Origin of the sequence: Paenibacillus pasadenensis, from assembly GCF_023715725.1 — a bacterium.
GTDB lineage: Bacteria > Bacillota > Bacilli > Paenibacillales > Paenibacillaceae > Paenibacillus_O > Paenibacillus_O pasadenensis_A.
Window position 1 is genome coordinate 46,737 of sequence record NZ_JAMBOT010000011.1, and the last position, 24,772, is coordinate 71,508.

Consider the following 24,772-nt stretch of genomic DNA (forward strand, 5'->3'; position numbering starts at 1 on the left):
TGATGTATCAATGATTCGGCTGCCGGAGGTGAAGGATGGATGTCATCGTACAAAACGGAAGATTTGCTCTATATGCTGATGCAGCTCAGCAGACAGCTGGCGGTCCGCTTCGAAACGGATGTCGGGCTCAGCCCCAGCCGTCTTGGTCTGCTCTGCCAGCTCAGCCGCGATAAGGAAGTCAGCCAATCCGAGCTGCAAAAGGCAGTCTGTATTGACCCCGCAGCCATAACCCGTCATGTGCAGCAGCTGGAGGCGGAAGGAGTGCTGATCCGCACCCGTTCCAAGGAGGACAGCCGAATCACGCTCGTTCGCCTTACCGATCAGGGCAAGGACTGGATTGAGGACTGCAGGCGGCAGAAGGATGAGTTTTTGGAGCGGCTGCAAGGAGGTTTGTCGGCCGAGGAGCAGAAGGAGCTGCTGCGTATGCTTGCAGTCCTGTCCCGTTCGCTGGAACCGTAAGGTGAGGCCTCAGCAATTATTTTTAAATATATAACTATAGATTAGAGAGGAGAGAATACTGTGAGCATTCAACTACCTGTTGCACACCAAACGAATGATTTTAAAGCTATCGTTGCCGGACGGAAGTCCGTGCGCGCTTACGATCCAATGGTCAAAATTAGCCGCGAGGAAATGACGGAGCTGCTTGAGGAAGCGACGCTTGCTCCTTCGTCCGTCAACCTGCAGCCTTGGCGTTTTCTAGTCGTGGAAAGTGAAGAAGGCAAAGCGAAGCTGGCTGAGCTGGCCCCAAGAAATCTGTCGCAGGTACAGACATCGGCAGCCGTTATCGCCGTATTCGGAGATATGAAGGCATTTGACAATGCGGATGAAATTATGTCCAGCGCTGTAGAAAAAGGATACCTGCCGCAGGAAGTTAAAGAGCAGCTGATGGCCAATTACACGGGGCTGTTCAGCACTGTTCCTGCTCATGTTTTCCGCGATATGATTTTGCTTGATACAGGACTGGTGTCCATGCAGATTATGCTGTCTGCGCGTTCGCGCGGATATGACACGAACCCGATTGGCGGATATGATAAGGCGCGCATTGCGGAGATGTTCGACATGGATCCGGAGCGCTACGTGCCGTCCATGCTTATTTCCATCGGTAAAGCCGCGCAGACTGCGCGTCCGTCTACGCGCCTGCCTGTTGACCGCATTGCGGAATGGAAATAATAACAACGTTTGAAACCCGGCGCAAGCCGGGTTATTCTTTTTGTAGCTTAGACGGAAGGCGTGAGCAGCGATGGCAGTATTGATCAACGAGCAAATCCGAGCATCCGAGGTGGAGCTGACAGGGCTGAGGGGAGAGCGGATCGGCGTCGTTTCCCGGCAGGAAGCGCTGGCGCTGGCCAAGCAGGCAGGGGCGGACCTGGTCTGCACCTCGCTGATGAGCAGTCCTCCGCCGTGCAGTCTTATGGCTAAGGGCAAAGCCAAAGCAGCGGCGCAAAAGGAAGCGGCGGCGGCACGCAAACCGGCAGGCGCTTCAGCAGGCGGCAGGAGCGGAGCGGGCTCCGGAGGCAAAGGCGGGGGCCAGGACAAGGCCAAGGAGCTGCGCTTCACGGCGCACATCGAGGAGCATGATTACGATACGAAGCTGCGGCAGGCGGACAAACATCTCCGTTCCGGCAAACCGGTGCAGCTCGTCGTAAAAGCATCTGGTCCCAAGGAAGGCCCTGCCGCCAAAGCGGTGCTGGAGCGGCTGCTTGCCGATTTGAAGGAGGCCGGGGTAAAAGAGACCGGCGTCCAGACGAGCGGCAAAGGCTCGCAGGTGAGAGTGAATCCTAAGTAAAAAAGGGCGGAATTCCGCCCTTTTTTTGCGCTGTGCGCGGAATGGATGCATGGGTGATGGCGCTCGACGCTTCGGGCTTAATCCGTATGCTGCAAAACTTTGCTTGACGCTCCAGCTTGTTGAATGCGCGGGGAAGCCTCCGGCATCGTATTAAGCATGCGAGAACCGCTGGCGATAGCTGCGCGGAGAGATGCCCTCGTACTTGGCGAAGCAAGAGGCGAAGTACGCCGCCTGATTAAAGCCAACCTCGCCCGCGATGCGCGAGACGGGGTAGTCGGTGCGCAGCAGCAGCAGCTTTGACTGGTCGATGCGGTAGCGGAGCAGATACTCTTTTGGCGAGCAGCCGAATTCCTTTTGCATGCAGCGGGCAATGTAAACCGAGTGGAAATTCAGGCTGTCGCTCATCTGGCGGGCGCTTATATCCTCGCGGTAGTGCCGCCGCAAATAAGCCGCCGCCATAGAGGCGCAGGACGCCGAAGGCGAGGTGGAGCGGGCGTCGCTGGATGCCGATATTTGCTGCAGCAGCTCTTGAAACAGAATTTGCTGCCGCCACATCGAACCTCCGACATGTCCGCTCTGCTGCATGGCGGTAATTTGCCCTAACAGCTCAAAAGTCGTAACCGGCTCAACCAAATTGCAATATTGGGGAAGCTGGACGGCAAACATCCGAACATTCATCTTCCAGTCCCAATCCCCGGCCGCCTCGGCCGATGGGACTTTTTTGGCTGCTGCTTCTTTCGGAGCATTTATCCCATCCGACCGACCGTCTGCAGCAACCTCCGCTCCGGGCGTTTCCTCCAGCACTGCTTCTCCCCGTTCGCCGCGCTGGTTGCGGTATAAAGGCAGCCGTTTATCCGTAGCCGTCCAATATCCGCCGTGCTTAAAATGCAGCCAGTAACAAACCGTCCGCTCGCGCAGCGGAGCAGTGCCGTAATGATGGGCGTCGGGCCGCAAAATGAGCGCTTGATTCGCCTTTACCTCGTAGCTCCGGTCCCCTTCGGTGACGAGCAGCTCTCCCTCCTCTACGGCAAGAAGATCAAACAGGCCGATGTTGCGGCGATCCACATGAGTCATGCCCGGCGGATGGTCCTCGTAGCCGCTGGCAACATAATAGGGGAGCGGGGGCAGCGCAAATTGCAGCAGCTTCATGCGGACCTTCCTTTCGTAAATTTTAGGTAAAAAGATGTAGTTTCTTTTTTGAAAGTTCTGGTTGCTTCTGTGATACATCAAGGCGTATATAGCTATTATAATACGGATTGACTAGCAGGCTCCAGGCACACGTGAAATACGCTCCATTCCTAGAAAGTTAGGTTGTTAGGAGAGCATGGCCAAGGAAAGGGCTTTCATAGTCATTGGCATTGCACACAGTACGCCGAGCTTTAGGATGGAGGTTTCAATCATGAAAAATCGCAGCTATTCCCTGTGGGCGCTTTCATGGCCCATTTTCATCGAGCTGTTTCTGCAGTTTCTGCTTGGAGCGGCGGATACATTCATGGTGAGCGAAATATCCGATGATGCGGTCGCGGTCGTCGGATTCTCTCATCAGCTGTTCAACGCGCTTACCGTGCTGTTTACGGTTATCGCAAGCGGCGCCGGTATTTTGATTGCTCAGAAGCTTGGCGCGCGCAAAGAGGAAGAAGCGCGGACGATCAGCATCATCGCGCTCAAAGCAACGATGATTATCGGCGCGCTGCTCAGCGTGGTGCTGATTATTTTTCCAGAGCCAATCGCACGTGTGCTGCAAATGCCGGACGCGCTGCTTCCGTTGGCGGGCACGTATATTTCCATCGTTGGCGGCAGCATGATTTTGGCGGCGATTATGAGCACGCTCAGCGCGGCGATTCGCAATACGGGCAATGCGCGCGGACCAATGTATACGGCTATCGGCATGAACGTCGTCCACATCGTGCTGAACTACGGGTTTATTTACGGCAAATTCGGCCTTCCGGAATGGGGGCTGGCTGGAGTTGCGACGAGTACGGTCGTCAGCCGTTTGCTGGCTTGCGCGCTGCTGTTCTATATGTACGTTTTTGCTTTCGAGCGCAAAATATGGTGGGGAGATTTAAAGGTGTGGAGCAAGGGGCTGTTCGCCGAAGTGATGCGTATCGGCTGGCCGCTTGGCGTTTACTCCGGCAACTGGGTGTTTTCGCAGCTGGTCATCTTCACCTTCATCGGCACGCTCGGCGCAAAAGAGCTGGCGGCCCGCACGTATATGAACACGCTAGAGTCCTTCTGCTTCCTGATCGGCTTCTCGATTGCTCTTGCAACCCAGATTCGCGTGGCGCATCTATTCGGTGCCGGGAACACAAGAGAGGCGTACAAGGATTGTTACAAAGGGCTGTGGATTGGACAGGGCGTCGTCGTCGCCAATTCGCTGCTGGTGTATTTTCTGGGCAGCCAGGCGCTTGGCCTTTTCACAACGGACCCCGAAATTCTCGCCATCTGCGCCTCCTTGCTGGGACTTAATCTGATTCTGCAGCCGGGCAAAATGCTCAACATGGCCATTGCCGACTCCCTGAACGCCGTTGGCGACACACGCTTCACGATGTATGCCTCCACGATCAGCATGTGGGGCGTTTCGGTAGGCATCGCGTATTACTTCAGCCTTCATCTTGGCTGGGGACTGATCGCCATCTACATCTGCATGATCGCCGACGAATATATTCGCGGCTTCGTTTGCTGGCTGCGCTGGCGCAGCCGGAAATGGGCTTCCCGCGCGGGGTCGACGGATCTGAACGTAGGGCAAGGCGGAGCTGCGGCTGAGGTTTAAGGGGTGGAAAGCAGCTTGCTAAAAGAGGCTGCCTTTGGGCAGCAGTTTAAGGCGGGACGATGGAGAGCCCGATTTTTCAGAAGGAGCTGCTGCTTGAAGACAACAAGCGGCTCCTTGAGTGTGCATCAGGATGATGTCCTGCAGAGGCTGACTTTGTAGAGTATAAGCGCGGATTCCCGAGACAGACGGCCCGACGATTTCGACGTTTCAGCTCTAGCGCAACTGAGAAGCGTTAATGGTGTGTTTTGAGCCAATTTAAACATCTAACGCAACTGAGACGTCTTAATGGTCTGTTTCGAGCTATTTCAAGATCCTAACGCAACTGACACGCCTTATTAGGCCGATTATCGAGCCATTAGGCGCTTAAACTCTCAAATAAGGCGGCTCAGTTGCGTTACGTTGTAAAAAGAGGCTTTTTGCATCAAATAAGCCTTTTCAGTTGCGTTAGGACTCCGCTAACTGTTACAGATAGCTGTGGCATTGAGGCGCTAACTTACCTTCGGGAACTGCAAATCAAAAAGGAACTTGCTCCTCTACCGGAGCAAGTTCCTTTTTTGCTGCATCTATAGAAAAAGACCGTCCCCTATGAAAAGGGACGGTCTATGCGTGCTTTCTAGCTGCGATTAACCGCGCAGTCCGATCGTCACGATCTCGGCCGGACCGACCGGCAGCTCGATGCGGCCGTCAGCCAGCTGGAGCGCCGCGTCAGACGCCTGCTCCATGATGGTGGACTTGTAGGCGGTGCCGGTGCCTGCAGGCACCTGGAGCTTCAGCTCGGCAGCTTCGCGCTTCAGGTTGTACAGACGGGCAACAACGTCGCCCGTCACCGGACTGACCTTGAAGGCGGAGAACGCCAGCGCTTCGCCTTCCCAAGCGAGCGGAGCGCCAACCGGCTTCAGCTGGCCGTTATGGACGCTGGTTTGCACCGCGGTCCAAGGCGTTTGCAGCTGGTAAGCCTCGGCATAAGCGCCTTCGGCTGCGCCGTCTCCGTTATGCGGGATGACGGCCAGCTGAACGTTGTGCTCGCCGATGCATTGCGCTTCCGGCGTCGGGAAGTAACCCCAGTCGCCAAGCTCGCCGGTGGAGCGAAGCAGAGTGACGGCAATCGTGTTGGAGCCGTCGCGCAGCACTTCGTACTCGTTGAGGCCAAAGTTTGCTACGGTCAGGCCGGCTGTAACGCCGTCCGCCGCTGCGCCGCTGACATCAACAAATGCTTGCTGATGCTGCGTGTTGCTCGGATTAACCCATTCTTTAGCCGGCTCGGTATCGCGAACAGCAGCCTCGAAAATGGAGTCCGCCGTGTGGACGGATGTTTGCAGTCCAGTCGGGAACAGCATACGCACGCGGTGATCTTTGGCCTGGTTGTTGAACGAGCTGGTAATGTCCAGCCGTCCGCTGCCTTGCTCCAGGGAAAGCACGGTCGTCAGGCGCAGCGTAACAAGCTCCGAGGAGCGGCCGGACTTGCGGTTTTGCATAAATACAACCTCGCGCTGCTCGCGCTCCAGCAGCTCGTCCGCCGAGGCGGGAACGGACCACTCGTGCACGATTTCCAGCGATGCGCGGTAAGGCTCGTTGTCCAGCACCCGTACGGAAGCGGCCAGGCCGCGCGTCGTAATCGGCTGAGTGCCTTTAGGCTCCATGAACATATATTCGTTACCGATGTCGCCGGTATTCTCATATACGCCAAGGCCGGAGTATACACGTCCGCTGCGCAGGTCGGTCAGCGTGAAGGAACCGTCCTCCGCCACCTCGGCGCGCAGAACGCCGTTGTCCAGCATCCGTTCGCTGAGCGCGATTGCCGAAGCGTCCGCAGGCTGAGCATCCGCTTTGACCCAAGCGTAAGCGGCATGTCCGAGAGCCGGAACGGAAGCTTGGAACGTCAGGCGGACGCGGCGGCATTGGTAAGGCTGACGGAACGCGTCATCCGGCAGATCATAGCCGAACAGCTGGCCAAGATCCTCTACCGTTACATGCACAGGGCTGCCTGCTGCATCCACAAGCACGCGGCCGGTAATGTCCAGCTCGTTCATGCGGCGGTTCATTTCAGGGAAGCTTACGCCTTCGCGGTAGTAAACGCGTGCAACGTCCACTTCGACGCTCACCGCTCCGCTGCGCGTCCAGCCTGTCGTGTTGTACACGACAACCGGCAGCGCGTCCGAGCCGTAGCCGCCGAATACGCTGGTATCGACTGCTTCCGCGATGAATGCGGCCGTTTCGGAAACGATTGTTTCCGCCACATGGCGGCTTTTATCGAAGCGGGTAACCATTTCGCGGTGAACCTCATCGACGCTGCAGCCGCAAATGCTGTCATGCGGATGGTTTTGCATGAGCTGTTTCCAAGCATAGGTGAACAGATGCTGCGGGTATTTTTTGCCCGTCAGCTGGCCGTATGCCGCAAGCGGCTCGGCTACGCGCTCCAGCATTGCTTGTCCAAGCGTGTTCATCTGTTTCAGGTAAACGCGGGAGGAGGCGGTGTTTACGAGCGTGCCCCAGCCGTCGGTGCGCTGGCTGCGCAGCTCGCCCTTAACGACTGACAGATTGCGATCGCCCGCAATTTCACGTACGGCGTCCAGGTAATCCGGGAAGTTGGAGTGGATGAACTCAACGTCCGGCTCCACTTCGCCCGCGACTTCGATCGCTTGAGCCAAGTCCGTTTGAATCGGTTGGTGATCGCAGCCGTTCATGAACAGCAGATGCGGCGTGGACGCGTATTTGCCTGCTTCAGCAAGCTTGCGGTTCCAGTATTCTTGAGCTGCCGCTTTATCGGTCGGCACTTCGTTGCCGTTGGAATACCAGTTAGCAAACAGAATGCCGAGAACCTGGGAGCCGTCCGGTCCTTCCCAGATCAGCTCGGAGAAGGAGCTTTCGTACGCTTCGGATTCGCCGACTTCGTTGTTAAAGCCGGTCGGTTTTACGCCGCGTCCAAAAAAGGCGTTGTCGATGCCGGATTGCTGCATCAGCTGCGGGCTTTGGCCGAACAGGCCGAACGTATCCGGGAAATAGCCGATTTTGGATACTTTGCCCCAGCGTGCGGCGTCTTCATGACCGATCTGCATATTGCGGACATTCGCTTCGCCGCTTGTCAAGAATGCGTCCTGCAAAATATACCATGGCCCGATCAGAATGCGGTCATCCTGAATGAGCTTTTCCAAACGTGCGCGATGCTCGGGACGAACTTGAAGGTAGTCCTCCAAAATAATCGTTTGGCCGTCCAGAAAGAAGCTGCGGTAGCCGGGATCGCTCTCCAGCGTATCGAGCAGCGTGTCCATCAGCTCAACGAGACGGACATGATGTTTTTCATATGGAAGGTACCATTCGCGGTCCCAATGGGTATGGGAAACGATATGCGCAGTGCGCTTTGTCATAAATAAGGACATCCTTTCCTAATGGAGAGTACAATATTAAGTCAAGCATACCCGCCATAGTGCGGATTATCTATCAGAAAAAGCGACAGCCGCCCTGCAAAAGGACGACATGTATGTCCTATATAGCAAGTCGGCTGTCGGTGATAACTTTGGAAAAGCAGGTCGCCTTAATGTTAAGGTCGACCTGCGGCTGGTTAGCAGAATTATTTTGCGTCTAACGAGCCGTCCTTCATCGCGCGGTAAACGAGCTGGGAGAACAGGCTGTTGGACCAAGCGAACCATTTACGGGTAAATACGGCCGGATCGTCGGAGTGGAAGCCCTCGTGCATGAAGCCGGTGTCGGCGTCCGTAGCTTCCAGCATGTCGATCATCGCGAGCTGTTCTTCTTTGCTCACTGCGGTGAGACCCTGCATGGACAGCGCCATATGCCAGATGTATCCCGGCGGCGTATGCGGACTGCCGATGCCTTTTGCTTTAGAGCCCTCGTAGTAGAAAGGATTCTCCTTGCTGAGCGCAAAACGGCGCGTGTTCAGATAAATCGGGTCGTCGTTCGTCGTGTATCCGACGTAAGGAATTGACATCAGACCCGGCGTGCCGGCGTCGTCCATGAGACAGAAATTGCCGTATCCGTCCGTTTCGTAAGCGTAGATTGGGCCGAATTCCGGATGGCGATAAATGCCGTACAGCTGGATGCCGTGTGTAACCTCCGCTTCCAGGTCCGCAAGCTCCTTCACCAAAGCCATATCGCGGAATACCCACTCTGCGATTTCGCGCATTTGGCGCATCGTCACAACAGCGAACATATTCGCTGGAATGTTGTAATGGAAGTCACAAGCGTCGTCGCTCGGACGGAAGCCGGACCAGATCATGCCGGTGTAGTTAACAGGCATGCCGAGGCCTTTGTTCCGCATGGAGTCGACTGGAATGCCGTTGTCACGGTTGAAGCGGTATGGCGATTTCTCAAAATGGTGCTGCTCCGTTTTCCACAGATCGATCGTAGCCCGCATGGCGCGCTTGAAGTCTGTGTCAAAAATGGCCGTATGCTTCGTTTCATTCCAATAAGAATAAGCGAGACGGAAAGAGAAACAAATGGAATCGAGCTCAAATTTGCGCTCCCATACCCACGGTCCCATGTCGGTTTCGTCGGTCGTATTCCAGTGCCAGTCATTCGCTGTTTCATTAAATGCGTTGGCGTAAGGGTCGATCAAAATCATCGTCATATGACGCTTAATGAGCCCTTCGATAATACGCTGCAGCCCGGCGTCTTCCTTGGCAAGCGGCACGTAATGAATGACTTGCTCCACGGAATCGCGCAGCCACATAGCAGGAATGTCGCCGGTAATGACAAACGTCGTGCCGTCCGGCATCAGCTTTGTCGTCGTTTCCAGCGTGTTCGGGAAACAGTTGCGGAACAGCTGGCGCAGCTTTGGACGGTGAGCCAGACGCTCGTCGGCTTCGGTCAGCACATTTTGCACGGCGGTTGGCAAAGTCAGGTCAGGCATCGGAATTTTGGGAAGGCGGAATTGCTCCATAGTTATGATCTAGCTCCTTGCTGTTAGGATAATGTAGCTAACGGACCGGACATCCTCGTAAGCCTGTTTTGCTAAGCGAATCGCAAGGCGATTTGAGGCTGCAAACGGCAGTGTAAACAAACGGAATTCCTGCTGCTGCGAGGTGTTGCGGATGTGTCGGCAGGTTTTTGGCCCGCTTGGCAGAACAAGAGCAGGTTACCTTGTATGAATTCATTGTTAGGCCATCTGAGGAGTAGTCTTTTCCATACATGGCTTTGTTTTGTTAGGTAAGTTAGGTTCATTCTGCCTGCGTTATCGCTAACTTACTCTTTCACTGCGCCGATCGTCAATCCCTGAACAAAATAGCGCTGGAAGAACGGATAAGCGAGCACAATTGGACCTGTCGCCAGCACAACCATTGCCATCCGGGCTGTGTCCTGAGGCATATCTTGAAGCCCTTCCGCCAAGGAGGCATTGCTGGAAGCTTGCGTGAGCAGGAACTGCATATTCGTCTCAATGCGCATCAGCATCGATTGGAGCGGCACAAGATTCGGGTTTTCGATATACAGCAGAGCATTAAACCAATCGTTCCAATAACCAAGCGTGCTGAACAGAGCAATTGTCGCCAGGCCGGGCAATGCAAGCGGGAGGACTAGCTTGTAGAAAATTTGCAGCTCGGAGGCTCCGTCGATTTTGCCGGATTCGATAATCGCGTCCGGAACCATCGTCATGAAAAAGGTGCGCATGATGAGCACGTAAAACGCATTGACCATCAGCGGAAGAATAAGCGCCCAAACGCTGTCCTTTAGGCCAAGCATTTGCGTTACGACGATATAGGTCGGTACAAGTCCGCCGTTAAACAGCATCGTGAAAAAGGCGAAAAAGTTGAAAAACTTGCGGTACTGGAAGCTTTTTCGCGAAATGCCGTAGGCGTAAAGAGCAACGATGATTAGCGACAGCACAGTGCCGACAACGGTAACAAAAATCGTGACGCCGTAGGAGCGGAGCAGAGCGTCGCCGTTTTGCAGCACGTAGCTGTAAGCGGACAGGCTCCAGCTTTCCGGCCACAGCTGATAGCCGTTTGTGGCTAATGACTGCTCCTCCGTGAAGGAGATGATGATGATAAAAATAAACGGAAACACGCACAGCAGTGCGAACAATCCGGCAACTAGGTTGAAGATGACGTTCCAAGCCGGATTAAGCCGTTGAAAGTCGCGCGGCTTCCGTGTAGCGGAGCGGGTAGACATGGTTGTAGCTCCCTTCTTTGGTGTTGGTGGCGTGCTGGCTTAAAGGTTCGACCGTCTGCAACGGAACTGGGGTCTCGAACCGAGGCTCGACCGTCTGCATCGGAACTCCGCTGCGAGTCCCGAGCCTTCCTCCGATTCCACTGGAACACAGATGCCTCGATCGCCTAACCCCCAAAAGGGTAGGCATCCGTGTTCCAAGAGGACCGCTGCCGCTTCTCCGGAAGGCATCGGGCCTCTCCGCTGCGCCGCCGCAGCCGCTCTCGCCAAGCCCTCCACCACCCCCAAAGAGGCTTTTTTGGGGGTGGTGCGCCTCCGACATACATCGGAGGCGGCAGACCGCTTTAGCGGCGAGGTTATTCGCCGCGAAGCAATTGGTTTTTGCAGCGAGGTTATCGCTGCAAACAGCCCAGCGGCGGGGCTATTCGCCGCCGCAAGAGCAATCGGGAGGCGGCGCATGGCGCCTCCCTCACTCGCCCGTGCAGCAGGCACGGGCCAGCGCGGCGCCGGACAAGCCTGGCGCCGAGCCCCGCCCCATAAATATGGGAAGGGCGGGCTGGTTCTGGCATGAGGGCAGGCAGGAGAGCGGAGCGGGCTGAATCCTTCTGTAGAAGCGGCAGCGGTTCTCTTGGAGGCCGGATTCCTTCCCAGAAGGGGAAGAGGAATCAAGGGAATCTGGGCTCCAGTGAATCGGAAGAAGGATCAGCCCTCGGAGCGGCTATTGCCAGTCAAGTTTTTCCCTTAGAACAAGGTGTTATCCTTTAGAACAAGGTATTATCCTTGTTCACCTTGCCGACGATCCAGTTCGAAGTAAGAACCAGCACGAACCCGACAAAAGACTGGTACAGGCCAGCCGCCGTAATCATCCCGAACTCGCCGGTTGTTTTCAAACCGCGGTAGACGTAAGTGTCGATAACGTTGGTGACGGAATAAAGAGCGCCGGAATCGCGAGGAACCTGATAAAACAGGCCAAAGTCGGCGTAGAAGATTTTTCCGATTGCCAGCAATGTCATAATGGTCATGAGCGGCGTCAGCATCGGAATCGTTACATTGCGGATTTGCTGCCATTTGTTGGCGCCGTCAATCATTGCGGCTTCGTACAGCGAGCGGTCAATACCCATGATAGACGCCAGATACACAACGCTGTTGTAGCCGATTGCTTTCCACATACTGATGAACACAAGGATAAACGGCCAGTAAGTGGGATCGGAATACCAGTTGATGGGATCGACGCCTAGCTTGACGAGAAACTGATTAAGCAGGCCTTTGTCCAGGCTCAAGAAGCTGAACGCGAAGTAGCCGACGATAACCCAGGAAAGAAAATAGGGGAGGAACATCCCGGTCTGATACAGCTTGGAAAGCTTTTTGCTGCCAATTTCGGAGAGAACAATAGCCATGGCTACCGCAGCCACGAGGCCAATCACGATAAACGTAATATTGTACAGCAAGGTGTTGCGCGTAATGACCCAGGCGTCGCTAGTGCTGAACAGAAACTTGAAGTTGTCCAGACCGACCCAAGCGCTGCTGATGATGCTGTCGATAAAGCCGTGACGGCTGACGCGGTATTCTTTAAAAGCCAAGATGGCGCCCGCCATCGGAATATACGAAAAGATCAGAAACCATAAAGCTCCTGGCAAAACCATGAGCAGAATCGCTTTGTTGCGGTTTAAATTGCGGAAGAAGCCCGCCAATCCGTTCATGATGGCATACCTCCTTGAGTTGTGGATCAAGACCGGCTTGTGCGGTCTACTGCATGCATATGAATCAAAAAAATAGGGGCGAAGTCGCCTTCGCCCCTATACGATCGGAATTTACTTTTGCTGAGCCATCCAGGCGTCATACTGGGACTGGGCTTCGGCCATGATTTTATCGAGGCCGGCGGCCTTCATTTTCTCAATGGCGCGAGGCAGATAAACCTCAGGATCAACGGTGCCGGTCATGAGCGGAGCCCATATTTCGGCTTTAATATTTTGCAGGCTGGCGAGCTCGGTGGACACTTTGGAGGTGTCGAAGTTGAAGCCGAGCGTCGGAGCAGGCTTGCCTTCATCGTTGAATTTTTTGAACTGCTCCCATTTGTCAGCCGGGTCGGCCGGGTTAAGGTAGGTGAGCATTACGTTGCCAAGCGCAAAGGTTGGCATATCGTAGTTTTTCGCTTCCGGCAGGTTTTCCATACGGTTGTCACCGATCATTTTGTAATGGGTGCCCTCGATGCCGGAATCAATCATGTTGCGCAGCTTAACGTCGGTGTTAAGCAGGTTGAGGAATTCCATCGCTTTCTCCGGGTACTCCGCATTAGCCGAGATTGCTTGCATGGAGCCCATAACGGACCAGTTATAGATAACGGAAGCGCCAGCTGGCGTGGAGACGATTGGGTAGCCAAGGCTTGTGCTCCAGGCATTGTCCGCTAAAGGCTGGGTATCGGCTTTGTCGATCAGCCATTTGCCGGTCTTCTCCAGATCGCTCGTGGAGGTTGTCGTCGCTGCTTCAGGCGAAATGTAACCGGCCTTGTAGTATTTGTGCATCGTTGCCAGCGCTGCTTTCATCTCCGGCGTTTCCAGCACGTTGACAACCTTTTTCTTGTCGCCATTCAGCGAAACAGCCATCGGAAGGCCTTGGATCAGGTAGTCATAAGGCGTGTATGGAGTAAAGTTTTGGTCAATTTTCAGCGCAAGCACGCCCGGAAGCTTTTCTTTGGCTGCTTTCAGAAACGGCTCCAGGCTTTCCAGCGAGGTTGCCTGTTTATAGTCGAGGCCGAGCTTATCCAAGTGTTGTTTGTTAAAGCGCCAAACCGCTTGGGCAGGAAGCTCTTTGTTGGCCGGGATGCCGTAGTTATGGCCGTCGACCTTGGAGCCTTCGAGGAATGCAGGGTCGAGCGTGTCGACGATGCCTTGTCCATGTGATTTCAACAGTTCGTCCAGCTCCATGAAAGCGCCCTTGCGAGCGTTCTGCACGTAGTCAAATGCCCATGAAGAGGTGAACAAAATATCCATCGGCTCGCCGGAAGCGGTCATGACGCCCATCTTCTGGTTGTAGTCTCCAAAATCGATCTGTTTCATCGTGACGGTGGCGCCGATTTTTTCAGCGGTATATTTGTTGACCTCCGCCATAACCTTCTCCGTATCCTTTTGCGGAACGCCAATTGTATACCAAATCAGGTTGACCGGTTTTTCCGGAGTCCCTTCCTCTTTGCCGGCGCTATTGCCGCAAGCGGTTACAGCCAGGGCTGCAGTGAGGGCCAGCGCGATGGCGCTGATTTTGCGTGTCGATCTCTTTTTCATGATGACTCCTCCCTTAGTGCTTGAACGTTTGTGTGGCCGCCGTTTCCGGCGTGTCCGTCCGTGCCTGTTATTACCTTACCTGATGTAAGTTTTTTCACATAGGCTACAAATTATGAATCCGCTGTTCAAAATAAAGAAAGGAATTGCGGCGTTACCGCAATTCCCTGTAGTCGTTAGGAGATATTCCAACGTGCTTCTTAAATTGTTTATAAAAATAACCTGTTTCCACATATCCGACCTCCCGGGAGATGTCGGCGATTTTGTCGTCGGTATCTTTGAGCCGTTCCTTTGCCCGTTCAATCCGGTAACGGTTCAAGTATTCCGTGAAGCTTGATCCGGTCTCTTTGCTGAAAAGCTGGCCCAGATAAGCCGGATGAATATGGTATATGGCTCCAAGCGTTTTGAGGGACAGCAGCTCCTGGTAATGGCCGGCTACATGCAAAATGACCTGATTGACGATCGGGACCCGGTCGCTCCGCTGGAGCTGCTCCATCGTAAAATGCGCCGAAGCTTTAATCGCGTCAGTCAGCTCCTCCAGCGTCGAGGAACGGCTGATGCGGTCGAGCGTTTTTTTGAAATGAAACAGCACCTCCTGCGACTGTTCGCCGCCTTTCATATCCCGCAGCTCCAAGCGGAAAGCGACGGCAAGCTCGATGGCCGCGCTTGTAAGCAGCTCCGGCGTCGCGCCTTTGCGCTGCTGCAGCTCCAGAAAGTCGGAGTCAATCCGGGCAAACAGCTGGTTGGTATCTCGCGCGAGCAGCCAGCGGGAATACTCACCTCCGCCAAGGTCGAGCGGCTGCTCCAGCCCGGCCGGCGTTTGCGTTAACTCGGCGGCGTCAAGAACGGGGCTGTCGCTGCGCAGCAAATGGTAGTCCTGCGTTTTTTTGGCTAAAGCGTAGCTGCGCTGCTCCAGTCTGCCGATGCGTTCGGCTGTGCCCAGCGTAAGGCGGAGAGGCGGGCCGCTGCGGCCGGCTTCGTTCTCTAAGGAATAGAAGGGTCCCTCCTCCAGCTTGCCGGAATCGGCTGCGACCAGCGTGCCAAGCGTATCGCTCGCCTTCTGCTTTGCTTCTTCCGGCGTATCCGCCAAAAAGAGCAGAATTTCATCGCCGTCCAAATCCGTAAAGCGCAGCTTGGCTGACGGCTCCGGCAGCGCCGCCTCGATGATCCGGCGGGCGTAAGCGCCGCCGCTTGCAACATGCCGCACGGAAGCGGCGACCAGCCACGGCTGGTCAAGGTTCAGCCCGAGCAGTCCGGAGCGCTGACGCAGCTCATCCGGGTCAATCTCGCCCCGCATCCAGCGGTACAGGATGCGGTCGCGGAGGATGCCCTGTTCTTCCTGGGTGAGGATGGACCGGCTTTCAGGCGCTGCGTTCAGCTTCGCGATGGTGGCGGTTAAGGTGGAGCGCAGCTCCTGAAAGTTGACGGGCTTCAGCAAATAGTTTTCAATGCCAAGCGACATGCCTTCCTTCAAATAATCAAACTCATTGTAGCCGCTCAAAATAATCACTTTCAGGTCAGGCAGCAGCTTGCGCGCTTCGCGGATCAGCTCCAGTCCGGTCATGCCGGGCATTGTAATGTCGGTTACGAGCAGATCGGCAGGCCGCTGAGCGAGCAGCTCAAGCGCTGCCTTGCCGCTGCCGGCAGTTCCGGCGACTTCCAGCTCATAGGCGGACCAATCGATGGCGTCCTGCAGTCCCTCCACAATAAAAGGCTCGTCATCGACAAGTAAGACGCGGTACATCAGAGTCCCTCCTTGGGTGTAAGATTGCGTTTATTCCGTTCATCGCGTTCATCCGGGAACCAGAGCGCAACGGTTGTGCCCCCTCCAGGGGAACTCTCAACGGACATCCCGGCCTGCTGGCCGTACACGAGGCGAAGCCGTTCGCCGACGCTGTGAAGGCCGAAGGAGCCGGCTGCGGTTTCGGGCGGGGACGGGAGCTGCAGCCGTAAACGCAGCCGATCCAACTGCTCCGGCGGAATTCCGCGCCCATTATCGCGGAGGGTGATGCGGATTAGGCCGTGCTCCAGCGATGCCGCGATTTCGAATTGATTGTCCGCCCGTTCCGTATCGAGACCATGCACGATGTAGTTCTCAATGACCGGCTGCAGAGACAGCTTAATAATCGGCCGGCCTCCCAGCTGCTCGTCCATCGTAATCGTGTAGGAAAACCGATTTTTATACCGGATGCGGAACAGCTCCAGGTAGCGCCGTCCAAGCTCAAGCTCCTCGCGCAGCGGCACCATGCTCTGGCTTCCGACCATGCTGCGGAACAGAACGGACAGGCTGTAGATCATCTCGCCGACATCGTCGGCTCCCTGTGAAACGGCTCTCATGCGGATGACCTCAAGCGTATTGGACAAAAAATGAGGATTGATCCGTGCCTGCAGCGCCGACAGCTCGGTGTTCCGCTGGCGGATTTCCGCTTTATAATCCTGCTCAATATGACGGTTCAGCTGATCCAGCATCCGGTTGAAGCCCTGCGAGATCTGCCCCAGCTCGTCTCCGCGCTCGTCGCTGATTCGTCCGGCAAAGTCGCCGCTTTCGACCCGGCGCATCAGCCTTACGAGGCTGCCGGTACGGCGCGCCACGCTCGATACGGCAAGAGCGGGTACAAGAATTGCAATCAGAATTCCGATGATGCTCGTAATCAGTACGCTCCGGCGCAGCTTAGCAGTCGCTTCCTGCAATTGAGAGTCAGGCACGACGCTGACAACGGAATATCCGGCTGCACTATTGGTGAGCACGGAAACGGAGGAAGGCTCCTCTAAATTGACCGAGGCGTTGATCGAGCTGATTTTGGCTGCATAGGGGTAACGGGCTCCGTAATAACGGCCGGAGGAGTCGAACAGCACCTGGCCTTCAGGCGTTAGCACGAGGATGTATCCCTTGATCGCATCCTTAAAGCCTTCCAGTGCGTCGAGCAGTCCGTCAGAGTTGTAGTAGACGAGCAGCTGGCCTATTTTTTGCAGGCTTCCGGGATTGTTTACGGCAACCCGCACGGCGTAAAGCCGCTCATCCTCCAGAGCCATCGCCTTGGAAACCCACCGATTAGGAGCCGAAAAAGCCGGCACATCCAGAGCCATCGCATCCGGGATATAGGAAAGGGCCGAGTTCATTTCCAGCAGATGCGTGCTGCCGCTTGGTTTCCAGGCAAAAAGATACTGCTCGACCGAGCTGTAGATCAAAAGCCGCTGGATGTCGCTGTCGCCGGCCGTTTTATGCTTAAAGTAGGTCAACGCGTTGGCATAACCGGCCAACGGCTCGTCGGAGTAGCGGTCGATCCGGTAACGGATATAATCGGCGTAGGAATGGGACAGCAGATAGGAAAGGTTATGGCTGAGAGCCTGATCGGAATAAACATCGGATATCATGCGCTGCGCGCTGTCATGTTTGGCTGCCAGCCGGGAATTGACCGCCTCTATTGCTTGGCGCTGGTCGTCAAAAATGCCGCTGCGGACGGAATCCGCCATAAAGGCGTACAACAGGTAGGCCAGCGTCACGATGGTCAAAACGGAGATGAACGAGAAGGTCGCCAGCAGCTTGGTGAACAGATTGTTTTTGATAAAGGTCCGATAAAAGCTTTGAACCTTCATGGTGAAGTCCTCCTTGCGGGCAGATAGAGTCGCTGGCAGCCGGGATCGGGCGTCCGCTTCTGGAGATAGAAGGGGTGCTTGCCAGAGCCACATGCTTGAATGCCGTTCATTATAGCATAGCTGATGGAGGATTGTTGGGGCAGCGCGAACCGGCGGCTGGGCGGCTAGCCATGCGGCTTGCTCCTGTGCTATGCTGGTTGGGACAACCGAAGAAGAAATTCCGGCAAAGCGCCGCGCGCTGCCGCCGGGAGAGGTTCGCGAACTCCCTCTATAAAAAACTACAGGCACACGATTCCAAGGGGAATCCGTGTGTTTTGCGTTCGGCGGAAAGCCGTCCTTCCATGGGAAGGGCAGAGCTTTCCGCCGTTTTCTTTGAAATATAAGACAGGATGCTCTTATGTTTCTGCGGAATTGAAACGTAATGCGCCGCCAAGGACGGCAGCCGCCGTTTTCCCTTGGCAAGGAATGTAGAATAGCGGAGCATCGCTTGCTCTCTGCCGCTTCGGGTGGACGAGAGAGGAGAAGGATTTCATATGTCAGATCTATCGATGGGCGGTTCCCTGGACAACCGCAAGGGGAAAGCCGTCGTTGTATTCAGCGGAGGGCAGGACAGCACGACCTGCCTGTTCTGGGCGCTGCAGCGTTTTGAGGAAGTGGAGACGGTTACGTTCCGCTACGGCCAGCGGCATGCGCTGGAGCTGGAATGCGCCGCATCGATCGCGGCGGAGCTTGGCGTCAGGCATCATGAGCTGGATATGAGCCTGCTGGGACAGCTTGCGCCGAGCTCGCTGACGAGAGCGGATGTCGCGGTGGCGGATGCTCCGGCTGAGGGCGGGCTGCCGAATTCGTTTGTGCCGGGACGCAATCTGCTTTTTTTATCTTTCGCAGCCGTGCTGGCTAAAGGAGTAGGAGCGCAGACCATTGTGACCGGCGTATGCGAGACGGATTTCAGCGGATACCCGGATTGCCGCAACGTGTTCATCCAATCGCTGAACGTATCGATTAATTTGGCGATGGACAATCCGTTTGTCATCGAGACGCCGCTCATGTGGCTCGATAAGGAGCAGACATGGGAGCTTGCCGACCGCCTTGGCGCGTTTGAGTTTGTGCGTGAGCGGACGCTGACCTGTTATAACGGAATTCAGGCGGACGGCTGCGGCGATTGCCCGGCGTGCAAGCTGCGGCGCAGCGGGCTGGAGCGGTATTTGGCGCGGCGCGGGGCGGATGCGGCTAGGGCAGCGTTCGGGACGGGAGGCGGACAATGATGCAGCAGATGTATCCGGCGCCTCCTGATCATAACTACCGGTTTGAGCTGAACAAGGAGTTTCATTTTGCAGCCGCTCATTACATCCCGGCCGAAGAGGCGGGCAGCTGCAGCCGCGTGCATGGTCATACGTATTATTGCAACGTCACCGTTGGCGGCGACGAGCTGGACAGCTGCGGCTTTCTGGTCAATTTTTCAGAGGTCAAAAGACTGGTCCGGGACCGTTTCGACCATCGCCTGCTCAACGATGACGAACGGTTTGGCGCAGGTTCCTCCGAGCTTGATCCGCAGCAGTTTCCGACGACTGAAGTCGTCGCGCGCACGGTATGGGAGCTCGTGCAGGAGGAGCTGGACCGGCGCAGCAACGGCGCCCGCTGCTTGCAGGTGTTCCTGCGGGAAACGCCGACCAGTTATGTCATTTACCGTCCGGAGGCCAGCCGTGTTTAGCGGGGGGATGATTGGGTCCGGGACTGTATATGCGGAGCGTCAGGACGGCGGTCATAAGGCTGGAGAAGCAGGTCAGGGCATCGTTGATGAGGCTGTTAGGCAGGATCCACGCGGTATTGGCGAAGCGCGTAGAATAGGCGGTATGGGCGGCATGATGCATACGGCGGAAAGCTCAATGTCACCGGCTGCGCCCCGGCGGACCCGCATCCCGGTGTTAGAGGTGTTCGGGCCGACCGTTCAGGGAGAGGGCATGGTCATCGGCGTCAAAACGATGTTTGTCCGTACGGCTGGCTGTGATTACAGCTGCTCCTGGTGCGATTCGGCGTTCACCTGGGACGGCAGCGCCAAGGACGATATCGAATGGCTGGAGCCGGAGACGGTGCTGGAGCAGCTGCGGGATCTTTCGGGCGGAGAATGGCCGGGCCATGTGACGCTGTCGGGCGGCAACCCGGCGCTGCTGCCGCAGCTGGGCGGGCTCATCTCGCTGCTGCAAAGCGGCGGAACGGTTGTAGCGCTGGAAACCCAGGGCAGCCGCTGGCAGGACTGGTTTCTGAACGTGGACGAGCTGACGCTCTCGCCGAAACCGCCGAGCTCCGGCATGAAGACGGATTGGACTGCGCTGGAGCGAATCGTAGCCCGGCTTATGGAAGCGGGACGAACGCCAAGCCTGAAGGTTGTCGTTATGGAACCGGCTGGCGGGCGGGAGGCTGCTGGAGACGGCAAAAAAGCCGAGCCTGACGAACCAGGCTCGGCCGATGAGGATCTTGAGTTTGCGATGGAGGTGCACAGCCGGTTTCCGGCGGTGCCGATGTTCCTGCAGGCCGGCAACGACCGGCTGGAGGAGCCGGATGCCGCCGCGCTGCGCGAGCATTTGGCCGCCCGTTACGAACGGCTTGTCGACTCCGTCATGGCGGACGCCCGCTGGCGCCGGGTTCGCGTGCTGCCGCAGCTGCATGCATGGCTGTGGGGCAACAAACGCGGCGTTTGAGCCGAAGAAAGTTGGACATTTTTTAACTGGCGTTCTATGAACTGGCGTCCTTCGGCCCGGACACCCGGAAGACATAACCGAAGTCGCCCACTTTTACAGGAGCGCCATAGTCTTTGACCCAGGTGCTGTAAAAGCTGCTGGAGGCATTTTTGCGGGTAACGATAATATAATCCGGTTTGTTTGCTTTGGCCAGATCGGTCACATATACAGGGAAGCCGTGCATGGATTGCTCAAAGGCGGTCCAGCCAAAGACGGTTTTGGTTTGATCCGTTATAAAGGGGTCCTGCCTGCCGTCGGACAGCACATTGCCGCCCCGGAACATCACATAGCCGGAAGAGCCGTACAGCGTCATGACTTTGGGACGTCCAGGCCCTTTGAATTCCTGCAAAATATAGTCCATTTCCTTAACCGGATATTTGAACGAATTGGGCTGCGGCGTGTGCTGGAAGTTGTAAACGGTGTTCACAGCCAATCCAACGACAAGCCCGGCGATTAGCGGCGCGGCGTTCATTTTCAGACGGAAGCGGCGCAGCACCGGAACATCCTCGATGACGACCGCTGCAAAATACAGCACGAACAGCCACATGAACAGATGGTACTTATAGTTGGACACGCCCAGGAAAAAGATGCCGAGCATGAACTCAAAACGGAAAAACCGTTTGCGGATGCTGAACGGCAGCAAAGCGACAAACGTAAGCAGCATCAAGGTAGCGGTCAGATTGCCCATGCTGTTGAACTGGATTGCTTTCCATTCGTTAATCATCAGATTAAAGTTGTCCTGGGTGACTGTCAAAATAAACAGCACGCCTTTTGCACCTGCTACGTTGAGCAGCCCTGCCCCGATGACCGTCAGCACGACTGTCAGCCAGCGCCAGCCGATGCGGCGGGTGAACAGCTTGCGGGTGAACAGCGACTCCAGCAGCGCCATGCCCATGAACACGACGATAACCGGCCAGACGCCGGAGTGGAAGTTCGCGATGAGCAGTGAAATAAGCGGCAGCAGCACCATGTAGCGCGCAGCGGGTTTCATTTGGAATTCCCGCAGGAACACAAAAAACCAGACGATCAGAAAAGCGGAGATCATTTGCGGACGGGTCGTAAAATAAATCTCGTAGATGCCCCAGATGACCGGCAGCAGCATAAGCGTCAGGATAGCCTCGCGGCCGCGCGAGTCGAGGCCGAGCTCCTTGCGCGATACCTGCATCATGCGGTAAAGACCCAGCGACAGCACGAGCAGGCAGACGGCGGTAAGCAAATAAGTGCCGGCCCAGCCAAACGCCCGGTACAGCAAGGCGATAACAAGCTGAAAGCCCAGTTCATGCGGCACGTAAGGCAAGGTGTCGTCTCCAAAAAACGTATGGATGGCGGTATGAGGGGCTTTTCCGGTGTCGAGCATGTGGCTGCCAACCTCAATATGCCAAAACGTATCCGGATCCTGGTAGGACTCCGACGGCGGCATCGTGAACACAACGACGCATAGAACGATAATAGCGAGAGCCGCAGCAGCGGCGAAACGGATTTTCATCGGCTTGCTCCTTGCAGGCTTGATAGGGAATTGCGAAATTATCGGTTGCGGACTCGATCGGAAGGGCAGGCATGTCCAGCCGCAACCTTTATTATAGGATGCCGGACAGGCTTCCACAATTAAAAGCGGCAGAACGCTATTTTGCGGGAATAGCAGCAGCAGGAACAGCAGCTACTGCAGCAAGTGCAGGAACAAACCATTCAATATTGAAGGAGATCGAATGTAATGAGCAACCAAGGCAGAAACTCCGAGGAGCTGAGCGGCGTCACGCTGCTGGGAAATCAGGGGACTCAATACCCCGTTACTTACGCGCCGGAGGTGCTGGAAAGCTTCGTCAACAAACATCCCGGACGCGATTACCGCGTCAAATTCAACTGCCCGGAATTTACAAGCCTGTGCCCGATGACGGGACAGCCGGATTTTGCAACAATCTATATCGCTTATATTCCGGATCAGCTCATGGTCGAAAGCAAGTCGCTCAAGCTGTACCTGTTCAGCTTCCGCAATCACGGCGATTTCCATGAGGACTGCATGAACATTATTATGAACGATCTGATCAAGCTGATGGAGCCTAAGTTCATCGAGGTATGGGGCAAATTCACGCCGCGCGGCGGCATCTCGATCGATCCGTACTGCAACTGGGGACGCCCCGGCACGAAGTATGAGCAGATGGCTGAGTATCGCTTGATGAATCTGGATCTGTATCCGGAGAAGATTGACAACCGCTAATTAGTGTTAAAAATCCCCTCGCCATGTGCGCGTGACGCGCTGGGCGAGGGGATTTTTTGCGCGCAGGGATGTCGGGAGGGCGCGGTTGGTACGATTTTTAGATTCCGCGGAGTAAAAGTAAGGGCGCTAAACGCCCTTAAGTGCTGGTGGAACAGGTTAAAGTGAAGAAATAAGGCCTAAAACGGCCTTATTTGCAAGCAGAACAGGTGAAAGCGGAGAAATAAGGCCTAAAACGGCCTTATTTGCAAGCAGAACAGTCGAAAGTGAAGAAATAAGGCCTAAAACGGCCTTATTTGCAAGCATAACAGGTGGAAGCGGAGAAATAAGGCCTAAAACGGTCTTATTTGCAGGCATAACAGGTTAAAGTGAATAAATAAGGCCTGAAATGGTCTTATTTGCAAGCATAACAGGTGAAAGTGAATAAATAAGGCCTAAACCGGCCTTATTTGCAAGCATAACAGGTGAAAGTGAATAAATAAGGCCTGAAATGGTCTTATTTGCAAGCATAACAGGTGAAAGCGGAGAAATAAGGCCTAAAACGGCCTTATTTGCAAGCATAACAGGTGAAAGTGGAGAAATAAGGCCTAAAACGGCCTTATTTCTTCGGGTAAGGGCTTGCTGGCGCACATCCAGCAAATCACCGCATTATTCGCTTTCCTGTCTGCAATGAGATGGCATATCGCTCTGCTGCTCAACAATGAGATGGCAATTTGCTCTATTCCTCTACTATAGAGCATCATTCACTCTTCTCTACTGCATTAACCGAGCATCCCGCTCTATTCCTCTACTGTAGAGCATCATTCACTCTTTCCCCTGCATTGACCAAGCAACCCGCCTACTCCTCCGCGTCGAGCTTGCAATCCTCCAGCTTGAGCAGCTTTGTTTTGTGCTTCCACTTGTGGCCGAGCCAAATCGCGAGGAACAGCGGCAGGCCGAAGTAGGAGGCGGCAATGTACATCCAGTCCACTTTGCCGCCGCTGACGCCGCCGATGAACTGGCCGATGATGACCAGGGCGCAAAGCGCCATAGCGAGCAGCGGGCCGAACGGGAACCATTTTGCGCGGTAAGGCAGCTCATCCAGCGAACGGCCCTGGACCGCCCAAGCACGGCGGAAACGGTAATGGCTGATCGCTATGCCGAGCCAGACGATGAAGCCGGTCATGCCGGAGGCGTTCAGCAGCCACGTATACACAACCCCGTCGCCAAAAAATGAAGCGAAGAAAGCCAGCAAGCCAAACGCGCTCGTCACGAGCAGAGCAGGAACCGGGATGCCGCGTTTATTCAGCCGGGCGAGCACGCGCGGCGCTTTGCCTTCCTTGGCAAGCACGTACAGCATCCGCGTGGATGCGTACAGGCCGGAGTTGCCCGCCGAAAGCAGCGACGTCAAAATGACGGCGTTCATGACGGAAGCCGCGATGCTCAGGCCGGCTTTTTCAAACACGATTGTGAACGGGCTCGTCGCAATTTCACCGCTGGCAAGCTCCTCCGTCGTATGCGGAATCAGCAGGCCGATGACCAGGATGGCGAGCATATAGAACAGTAGGATGCGCCAGAAAATAGTGCGGATCGCGCGCGGCACGTTGCGGCGAGGGTTCTCGCTCTCGCCTGCGGCGACGCCGACAAGCTCCGTTCCCTGGAACGAGAAGCCTGCAGCCATAAACACGCCGAGCACGGCCAGGATGCCAAACGGGAACGGGTTGTCCGTCAGATTGGCAAAGCCGGTGCTCTCGATGCCGTCTCCGCGCCAGATTCCAAGCACCATCAGCAGGCCGATGATGATAAACACGATGACGGTTACGATTTTAATCATGGCGAACCAGAATTCTGATTCTCCGTAACTGCGCACCGACAGCAGATTCAGGGCGATCAGCAGCAGCAGAAACAGGCCGGACCACAGCGCGGAAGAGCTATTCGGCAGCCAGAACTTCAAAATCAGAGTGGCGGCGGCCAGCTCCGCGGCAAGCGTGATAGCCCAATTGTACCAATAGTTCCAGCCGATGGCGAAGCCAAAGCTCGGTTCCACAAAACGGCTCGCATACGTGCTGAACGTGCCGGAAACGGGCATATGGGTCGCCATTTCACCGAGGCTGGTCATGAGGAAGTACACCATGATGCCGATTAGCCCATAGGCCAGCAGCGCGCCGCCGGGACCTGCATTGTAGATCGCCCCGCCGCTGGCGAGGAAGAGGCCGGTTCCGATCGATCCGCCGAGAGAGATCATCGTTAAATGTCTTGCTTTAAGCCCGCGTCGCAGGCTGGTTTCAGCTTTGT

Annotated in this window: 20 protein-coding genes and 1 riboswitch; of the genes, 9 read left to right on the forward strand and 11 right to left on the reverse strand. The window is 55.7% G+C overall.

Annotated features, from left to right (window positions below; all coding sequences use genetic code 11):
• Window positions 1-39: 39 nt before the first annotated feature.
• From M3223_RS19755 to M3223_RS19765, 3 genes are all read left to right on the forward strand, one after another.
• A complete protein-coding gene (locus M3223_RS19755; RefSeq protein ID WP_251564813.1) occupies window positions 40-459 on the forward strand; it encodes a MarR family winged helix-turn-helix transcriptional regulator in 420 nt (139 codons plus the stop codon).
• Window positions 460-525: 66 nt separating this feature from the next.
• Window positions 526-1,170, forward strand: coding sequence for a nitroreductase family protein (locus M3223_RS19760; protein ID WP_251564908.1), 645 nt, complete (start codon window positions 526-528; stop codon window positions 1,168-1,170).
• A 70-nt stretch (window positions 1,171-1,240) separates the two neighbouring features.
• A complete protein-coding gene (locus M3223_RS19765; RefSeq protein ID WP_251564815.1) occupies window positions 1,241-1,786 on the forward strand; it encodes a translation initiation factor IF-3 in 546 nt (181 codons plus the stop codon).
• A gap of 150 nt (window positions 1,787-1,936) precedes the next feature.
• On the opposite strand, the gene M3223_RS19770 is transcribed toward M3223_RS19765, so the two are convergent.
• On the reverse strand, window positions 1,937-2,935 hold the full coding sequence (locus M3223_RS19770) for an AraC family transcriptional regulator (RefSeq protein ID WP_251564817.1): 999 nt from the start codon (window positions 2,933-2,935) through the stop codon (window positions 1,937-1,939).
• Between the two features lie 250 nt (window positions 2,936-3,185).
• On the opposite strand from M3223_RS19770, the gene M3223_RS19775 reads away from it, so the two are divergent.
• Window positions 3,186-4,556, forward strand: coding sequence for an MATE family efflux transporter (locus M3223_RS19775; protein ID WP_251564820.1), 1,371 nt, complete (start codon window positions 3,186-3,188; stop codon window positions 4,554-4,556).
• A 623-nt stretch (window positions 4,557-5,179) separates the two neighbouring features.
• On the opposite strand, the gene M3223_RS19780 is transcribed toward M3223_RS19775, so the two are convergent.
• From M3223_RS19780 to M3223_RS19790, 3 genes are all read right to left on the reverse strand, one after another.
• On the reverse strand, window positions 5,180-7,921 hold the full coding sequence (locus tag M3223_RS19780; RefSeq protein WP_251564822.1) for an alpha-mannosidase: 2,742 nt from the start codon (window positions 7,919-7,921) through the stop codon (window positions 5,180-5,182).
• Between the two features lie 203 nt (window positions 7,922-8,124).
• A complete protein-coding gene (locus M3223_RS19785) occupies window positions 8,125-9,453 on the reverse strand; it encodes a glycoside hydrolase family 125 protein (protein WP_251564825.1) in 1,329 nt (442 codons plus the stop codon).
• 302 nt (window positions 9,454-9,755) lie between these two features.
• The gene (locus tag M3223_RS19790; RefSeq protein WP_251564828.1) at window positions 9,756-10,679 is read right to left on the reverse strand and encodes a carbohydrate ABC transporter permease; all 924 of its coding nucleotides are present in this window, start codon (window positions 10,677-10,679) and stop codon (window positions 9,756-9,758) included.
• A gap of 301 nt (window positions 10,680-10,980) precedes the next feature.
• Here M3223_RS19790 and M3223_RS19795 point away from each other — a divergent pair, with 301 nt between their 5' ends.
• Window positions 10,981-11,247: a hypothetical protein gene (locus M3223_RS19795; protein ID WP_251564830.1), complete on the forward strand. Its 267-nt coding sequence runs from the start codon at window positions 10,981-10,983 to the stop codon at window positions 11,245-11,247.
• Window positions 11,248-11,437: 190 nt separating this feature from the next.
• Here the strand turns inward: M3223_RS19795 and M3223_RS19800 are convergent, their stop codons facing one another.
• The 4 genes from M3223_RS19800 to M3223_RS19815 all read right to left on the reverse strand — a co-directional run bounded on the left by M3223_RS19800 (window position 11,438) and on the right by M3223_RS19815 (window position 17,548).
• On the reverse strand, window positions 11,438-12,376 hold the full coding sequence (locus M3223_RS19800; RefSeq protein ID WP_251564832.1) for an ABC transporter permease: 939 nt from the start codon (window positions 12,374-12,376) through the stop codon (window positions 11,438-11,440).
• Window positions 12,377-12,487: 111 nt separating this feature from the next.
• Window positions 12,488-13,954: an ABC transporter substrate-binding protein gene (locus M3223_RS19805; protein WP_251564834.1), complete on the reverse strand. Its 1,467-nt coding sequence runs from the start codon at window positions 13,952-13,954 to the stop codon at window positions 12,488-12,490.
• A 151-nt stretch (window positions 13,955-14,105) separates the two neighbouring features.
• On the reverse strand, window positions 14,106-15,695 hold the full coding sequence (locus tag M3223_RS19810; RefSeq protein WP_251564836.1) for a response regulator transcription factor: 1,590 nt from the start codon (window positions 15,693-15,695) through the stop codon (window positions 14,106-14,108).
• Entirely contained in the window at window positions 15,695-17,548 is a 1,854-nt protein-coding gene (locus tag M3223_RS19815) for a sensor histidine kinase (protein ID WP_251564838.1), read from the reverse strand. Before M3223_RS19815 ends, M3223_RS19810 begins: the two co-directional genes overlap by 1 nt.
• A gap of 244 nt (window positions 17,549-17,792) precedes the next feature.
• A riboswitch (PreQ1 riboswitch) is annotated at window positions 17,793-17,836 on the forward strand.
• A gap of 245 nt (window positions 17,837-18,081) precedes the next feature.
• Between M3223_RS19815 and queC the strand changes: the two genes are divergently transcribed.
• From queC to queE, 3 genes are all read left to right on the forward strand, one after another.
• Window positions 18,082-18,813: a 7-cyano-7-deazaguanine synthase QueC gene (queC, locus tag M3223_RS19820; RefSeq protein WP_251564840.1), complete on the forward strand. Its 732-nt coding sequence runs from the start codon at window positions 18,082-18,084 to the stop codon at window positions 18,811-18,813.
• The gene (locus M3223_RS19825) at window positions 18,810-19,259 is read left to right on the forward strand and encodes a 6-pyruvoyl trahydropterin synthase family protein (protein ID WP_251564842.1); all 450 of its coding nucleotides are present in this window, start codon (window positions 18,810-18,812) and stop codon (window positions 19,257-19,259) included. The genes queC and M3223_RS19825 overlap by 4 nt, the downstream gene beginning before the upstream one ends.
• A 175-nt stretch (window positions 19,260-19,434) precedes the next feature.
• The gene (queE, locus tag M3223_RS19830) at window positions 19,435-20,247 is read left to right on the forward strand and encodes a 7-carboxy-7-deazaguanine synthase QueE (RefSeq protein WP_251564910.1); all 813 of its coding nucleotides are present in this window, start codon (window positions 19,435-19,437) and stop codon (window positions 20,245-20,247) included.
• A gap of 34 nt (window positions 20,248-20,281) precedes the next feature.
• On the opposite strand, the gene M3223_RS19835 is transcribed toward queE, so the two are convergent.
• Window positions 20,282-21,772 (reverse strand): hypothetical protein, encoded by a 1,491-nt coding sequence (locus M3223_RS19835; RefSeq protein WP_251564844.1) that lies wholly within the window; start codon window positions 21,770-21,772, stop codon window positions 20,282-20,284.
• 225 nt (window positions 21,773-21,997) lie between these two features.
• On the opposite strand from M3223_RS19835, the gene queF reads away from it, so the two are divergent.
• Window positions 21,998-22,501 (forward strand): preQ(1) synthase, encoded by a 504-nt coding sequence (queF, locus tag M3223_RS19840; RefSeq protein WP_251564846.1) that lies wholly within the window; start codon window positions 21,998-22,000, stop codon window positions 22,499-22,501.
• 360 nt (window positions 22,502-22,861) lie between these two features.
• Here queF and M3223_RS19845 read toward each other — a convergent pair whose 3' ends face one another.
• Together M3223_RS19845 and M3223_RS19850 are read right to left on the reverse strand one after the other, a co-directional pair.
• The gene (locus tag M3223_RS19845; protein WP_251564848.1) at window positions 22,862-23,128 is read right to left on the reverse strand and encodes a hypothetical protein; all 267 of its coding nucleotides are present in this window, start codon (window positions 23,126-23,128) and stop codon (window positions 22,862-22,864) included.
• Between the two features lie 208 nt (window positions 23,129-23,336).
• A complete protein-coding gene (locus M3223_RS19850) occupies window positions 23,337-24,722 on the reverse strand; it encodes an amino acid permease (RefSeq protein ID WP_251564913.1) in 1,386 nt (461 codons plus the stop codon).
• Window positions 24,723-24,772 lie beyond the last annotated feature (50 nt).